Here is a 4,436-nt window from a genome sequence, read left to right on the forward strand (position 1 = left end):
CACTCTACGCGTCGTGGGCAGCGTCAGTTGTTTATAAGCGACTGGCTTCTGTTTTTTATACGCCCCCGCCCCCCCCCGCCCTCCGCCGCCGTACAGTCTTCCCGTCCGGCTCGGCCGAGCCGGACGGGTCTGTGACGGACGGTGTACGGGGGGTCCCGGCGCCGACGACTATCCGGCGGAGAGTGGCGGACACCGTGGACGTGCAGAAGAAGCTCGATGAGATCGTCGCGGCGGTCGGGGGCGCCCGGTCCATGCCCATGTCGGCGTCCTGTGTGGTCAACCGGGCCGAGCTGCTCGACATGCTCGGCGAGGTACGCCAGGCCCTGCCGGGTTCGCTGGCCCAGGCCCAGGAGCTGATCGGCGGCCGGGAGCGGCTGGTCGCCGCCGCCCGCCAGGAGGCCGAGCGGATCATCGAGGGCGCCCACGCCGAGCGCGGCTCTCTGGTCTCCGACACCCAGGTCGCCCGCCAGTCCCAGGACGAGGCCGACCGCATCCTCGCCGACGCCCGCCGGGAGGCCGAGCGGATCCGGGCCGAGGCCGACGAGTACGTCGACTCCCAGCTCGCCAACTTCGAGGTGGTCCTCGCCAAGACGATCGGTTCGGTCGAGCGGGGGCGCGAGAAGCTGCTGGGCCGGGGCCCCGGGTTGGACGCGGACGGCCTCCCCGACGCGGACGCCCCCGAGTACAGCCCGGATCCCGCCACCCTCGTCCACCGTGCCGATGGCTATGTGGAGGCCAAGCTCGGCGCCTTCGAGGCGGTGCTCGCCAAGACCCTGGAGGCCGTCGGCCGGGGCCGCAGCAAGCTCCAGGGCGCCACGGACGACGCCCTTGGTGACCATATGGCCGCCCAGGACGCGGCGGGCGCCACGGGCCGGCGCCACACCACGGACGCGGAGTATCTGGCCGGTCTCGCCGAGCTGGCCGACCCCGAGCCGTCCCGGAACCCGGCCGATGCCGCCCGGACCCCGGCGCCCGCGCCGGAGCGGGCCGCGCCCGTCGCGCCGGGCCCGGTCCCCTCCGTATCCCCGTCCCCGCTCGACCAGGGCGGCGCCCAGCAGCATGGATATCCGATGCCCGAGCCGGTGCCCGACCCCTTCGCCGGGTACCAGCAGCAGGGGTACGCGGCTTACCAGCAGGACCCGTACGCGGGCTATCCACAGGAGCCCATGCCCCACCAGCACGGGCACCAGCACCACGGGCAGCACCAGCCGTCCTACCCGTCCCCGGTGGATCACCAGGGCGGTTACCCGGCGCAGCCGCAGGGCTACGACCCCTACGCGGCCCCCGCCGCCCCGGAGGCGTACGGGTACCAGCCCGCCCGGGCCGAGCGCCCACAGCAGGGCGCTCCCGCGCTCGACGAGACCAGCTTCTTCGACACGGGCATGATCGACCTGGAGCAGCTGCGCCGCTATGAGCAGGGACGCTGACGGACGCCGGGCCGCCGACGGCACACGGGCCGGATGGCCCGGATCCCGCTCCGCCGAGCGCTCCGGCATCCCCCGTCGGCCCCGGTAGGACCCGGCCACCCGGGAGTCCGCCGAGGCCGGATTGGGCCCCTGGCGACCCGTCCAGTATCCTGGCTCTTCGGTCGCGCGTACTCTCGCGATCCCGGCTGCCCGCTCTCCCCTGACCTCGTCGGGGACGGTGGCCTCCCCCTCCGACTGATCACCCGCTGATCATGACCTGAAAGCAGGAAGAGCCCTGAACGCCCGCCTCGACCACCGCAACCCCCTCGTGTTCGACACGCACGAGCTGGGTCGGCGTCCCGGTGCGCTCCAGCGGATCTCCCGTACCGTCTCCGCGCCGAAGGATTTCGGTGTCGCGGACGTCATCACGGTCCCGGAGGACGCGGAGCTGGAGCTGGCGCTCCGCCTGGAGTCGGTCATGGAAGGGGTGCTTGTCACAGGCACCGCCCATGCCGCCGCCCAGGGGGAGTGCGTAAGGTGTCTGGAGCCGCTGCGCCTTGATGTCGCGGCGGACTTCCAGGAGATGTTCTCGTACCCCGACGCCGATGACCGGGGGCGCGCCAAGACGGCGGAGCCCGGCGACGACGCCGAGGACGAGGATGTCGTCTATATCGAGGACGGCCTGATCGACCTCGAACCCGCGCTGCGTGACGCGGTGGTGCTCGCACTGCCGATGCAGCCGGTGTGCCAGGAGGACTGTGCCGGTCTCTGCGCTGAGTGCGGAATCCGGCTCGATGACGATCCCGGCCACCACCACGACGCCGTCGACATCCGTTGGGCGGCACTGCAAGGACTCGTCGAAACCGTCAAGGACGACGAGAAGGACAACATGGGCGGCGCCGATGCGGGCGTCGACGAGAAGCAGGAGAAGTAGCCGTGGCTGTTCCGAAGCGGAAGATGTCGCGCAGCAACACGCGCCACCGCCGGTCGCAGTGGAAGGCTGCGGTCCCCACCCTGGTTTCGTGTGAGCGTTGCCAGGAGCCCAAGCAGCAGCACATCGCGTGCCCCAGCTGTGGCACCTACAACAAGCGCCAGGTCCTCGCGGTCTGAGTGGCTGGTGAGAGGCCAGATGTCTGAGCTGTCCAACGCCAAGAAAACGGCGGACAACGTCAACGCAGCCTCGTCCCACACGCTTCTGGAAGGGCGGCTCGGCTATCACGTCGAGTCCGCCCTTCTGGTGCGTGCGCTGACCCATCGCTCCTACGCGTATGAGAACGGTGGACTGCCCACCAACGAGCGGCTGGAGTTCCTCGGTGACGCCGTCCTCGGACTGGTGGTCACCGACACCCTCTACCGCACCCACCCCGATCTGCCGGAGGGCCAGCTGGCCAAGCTCCGGGCGGCCGTGGTGAACGCGCGTGCGCTGGCCGGGGTCGGCCGGGGCCTGGAGCTGGGTTCCTTCGTCCGGCTGGGCCGGGGCGAGGAGGGTACAGGCGGCCGGGACAAGGCGTCCATCCTCGCCGACACCCTGGAAGCGGTGATCGGCGCGGTCTATCTCGACCAGGGCCTCGAAGCGGCGTCCGAGCTGGTACACCGGCTCTTCGACCCGCTGATCGAGAAGTCCTCCAACCTCGGCGCGGGCCTGGACTGGAAGACCAGTCTCCAGGAGCTGACGGCGGCCGAGGGGCTCGGGGTGCCGGAGTACCTCGTCACGGAGACGGGTCCGGACCACGAGAAGACCTTCACTGCTGCCGCCCGCGTCGGTGGTGTCTCGTACGGCACCGGTACCGGCCGCAGCAAGAAGGAAGCGGAACAGCAGGCGGCGGAGTCCGCGTGGCGGGAGATCCGTGCCGCCGCCGACGCCCGTGCCGAGGCGAGCGAGACGGGGGACGCTGACCAGTCCGCCGACAGCCCCGCCGAGCCGACCGAGCAGACCTCTCCGGCCGCGTCTTAGCGCACGGACCGGGGGCAGGTCATCGGCCCCGTTCTCCATCGGACCCATGGATCCGGCGGAGGGCGGGGCTTCGCCGTGGGTACCGGTGAAGGACAGGGCCTCGGCGCCTGCGTCCACACTTTCGGGAGGTACGCTGCGCACGTCACCGTGAGCGTTTCCGGAAGGAGGCTCGTGCCCGAGCTGCCCGAGGTCGAAGTCGTCCGCCGCGGACTCCAGCGGTGGGTCAGCGGACGGACGATCGCCGATGTGCAGGTGCTGCACCCTCGCGCGGTCCGCCGCCATCTCGCGGGACCCGACGACTTCACCGCCCGGCTCAAGGGGCACAGCGTGGGGATCGCCCGCCGCCGGGGGAAGTACCTCTGGCTGCCGCTCGCCGACACCGGCAGCTCGGTTCTCGGCCATCTCGGGATGAGCGGTCAGCTGCTGGTCCAGCCGGAGGGCGCCGCCGACGAGCGGCATCTGCGGATCCGGCTGCGTTTCGACGACGGCATCGGCACCGAGCTGCGCTTCGTGGACCAGCGGACCTTCGGCGGGCTCTCGGTGCACGACGACACCCCCGACGGGCTGCCCGAGGTCATCGCGCATATCGCCCGGGACCCGCTGGACCCGGCCTTCGACGACGATGCCTTCCACACGGCGCTGCGGCTGCGGCGCACCACGGTCAAGCGCGCCCTGCTGGACCAGTCGCTGATCAGCGGCGTCGGCAACATCTACGCGGATGAGGCCCTGTGGCGCGCCCGGCTGCACTACGAGCGCCCGGCGACGGGGCTGCCCCGCGCGCGATCCGTGGAGCTCCTCGGCCATGTTCGAGATGTCATGAACGCGGCGCTTGCGGTCGGTGGCACCAGCTTCGACAGCCTCTATGTGAACGTCAACGGCGAGTCCGGCTACTTCGACCGCTCCCTGGACGCCTACGGTCGGGAGGACGAGCCCTGCCGCCGCTGCGGCACTCCGATGCGCCGCCGCCCCTGGATGAACCGCTCCAGCTACTTCTGCCCCCGCTGCCAGCGCCCGCCCCGCCCCACCCGCCCGGCGGGCTGACCATACGTCCGTGGGGACGGGTGAGGGGGCGAGCC

5 protein-coding genes are annotated in these 4,436 nt (G+C 71.4%); all 5 read left to right on the forward strand.

The features are described 5' to 3' along the window. The first annotated feature begins 194 nt into the window (after positions 1-194). The 5 genes from ACFVIM_RS33185 to mutM all read left to right on the forward strand — a co-directional run bounded on the left by ACFVIM_RS33185 (position 195) and on the right by mutM (position 4,401). A complete protein-coding gene (locus ACFVIM_RS33185) occupies positions 195-1,427 on the forward strand; it encodes a cell division initiation protein (protein WP_384309511.1) in 1,233 nt (410 codons plus the stop codon). Between the two features lie 274 nt (positions 1,428-1,701). Then, entirely contained in the window at positions 1,702-2,340 is a 639-nt protein-coding gene (locus ACFVIM_RS33190; RefSeq protein ID WP_384309514.1) for a YceD family protein, read from the forward strand. Positions 2,341-2,342: 2 nt separating this feature from the next. Continuing rightward, a complete protein-coding gene (gene rpmF / locus ACFVIM_RS33195) occupies positions 2,343-2,516 on the forward strand; it encodes a 50S ribosomal protein L32 (RefSeq protein WP_003957604.1) in 174 nt (57 codons plus the stop codon). A gap of 19 nt (positions 2,517-2,535) precedes the next feature. Then, positions 2,536-3,360: a ribonuclease III gene (gene rnc / locus ACFVIM_RS33200; RefSeq protein WP_384309504.1), complete on the forward strand. Its 825-nt coding sequence runs from the start codon at positions 2,536-2,538 to the stop codon at positions 3,358-3,360. A 171-nt stretch (positions 3,361-3,531) separates the two neighbouring features. Beyond that, positions 3,532-4,401, forward strand: coding sequence for a bifunctional DNA-formamidopyrimidine glycosylase/DNA-(apurinic or apyrimidinic site) lyase (mutM, locus tag ACFVIM_RS33205; protein WP_384309507.1), 870 nt, complete (start codon positions 3,532-3,534; stop codon positions 4,399-4,401). The last annotated feature ends 35 nt before the right edge of the window (positions 4,402-4,436 follow it).

Origin of the sequence: Streptomyces sp. NPDC057638 (assembly GCF_042800315.1) — a bacterium.
In the GTDB taxonomy this organism is placed as follows: Bacteria; Actinomycetota; Actinomycetes; order Streptomycetales; family Streptomycetaceae; genus Streptomyces.

Bases quoted from the DNA above. Each gene is read 5' to 3' on its own strand.
- rnc (WP_384309504.1), top strand. From the start codon at position 2,536: ATGTCTGAGCTGTCCAACGCCAAGAAAACGGCGGACAACGTCAACGCA.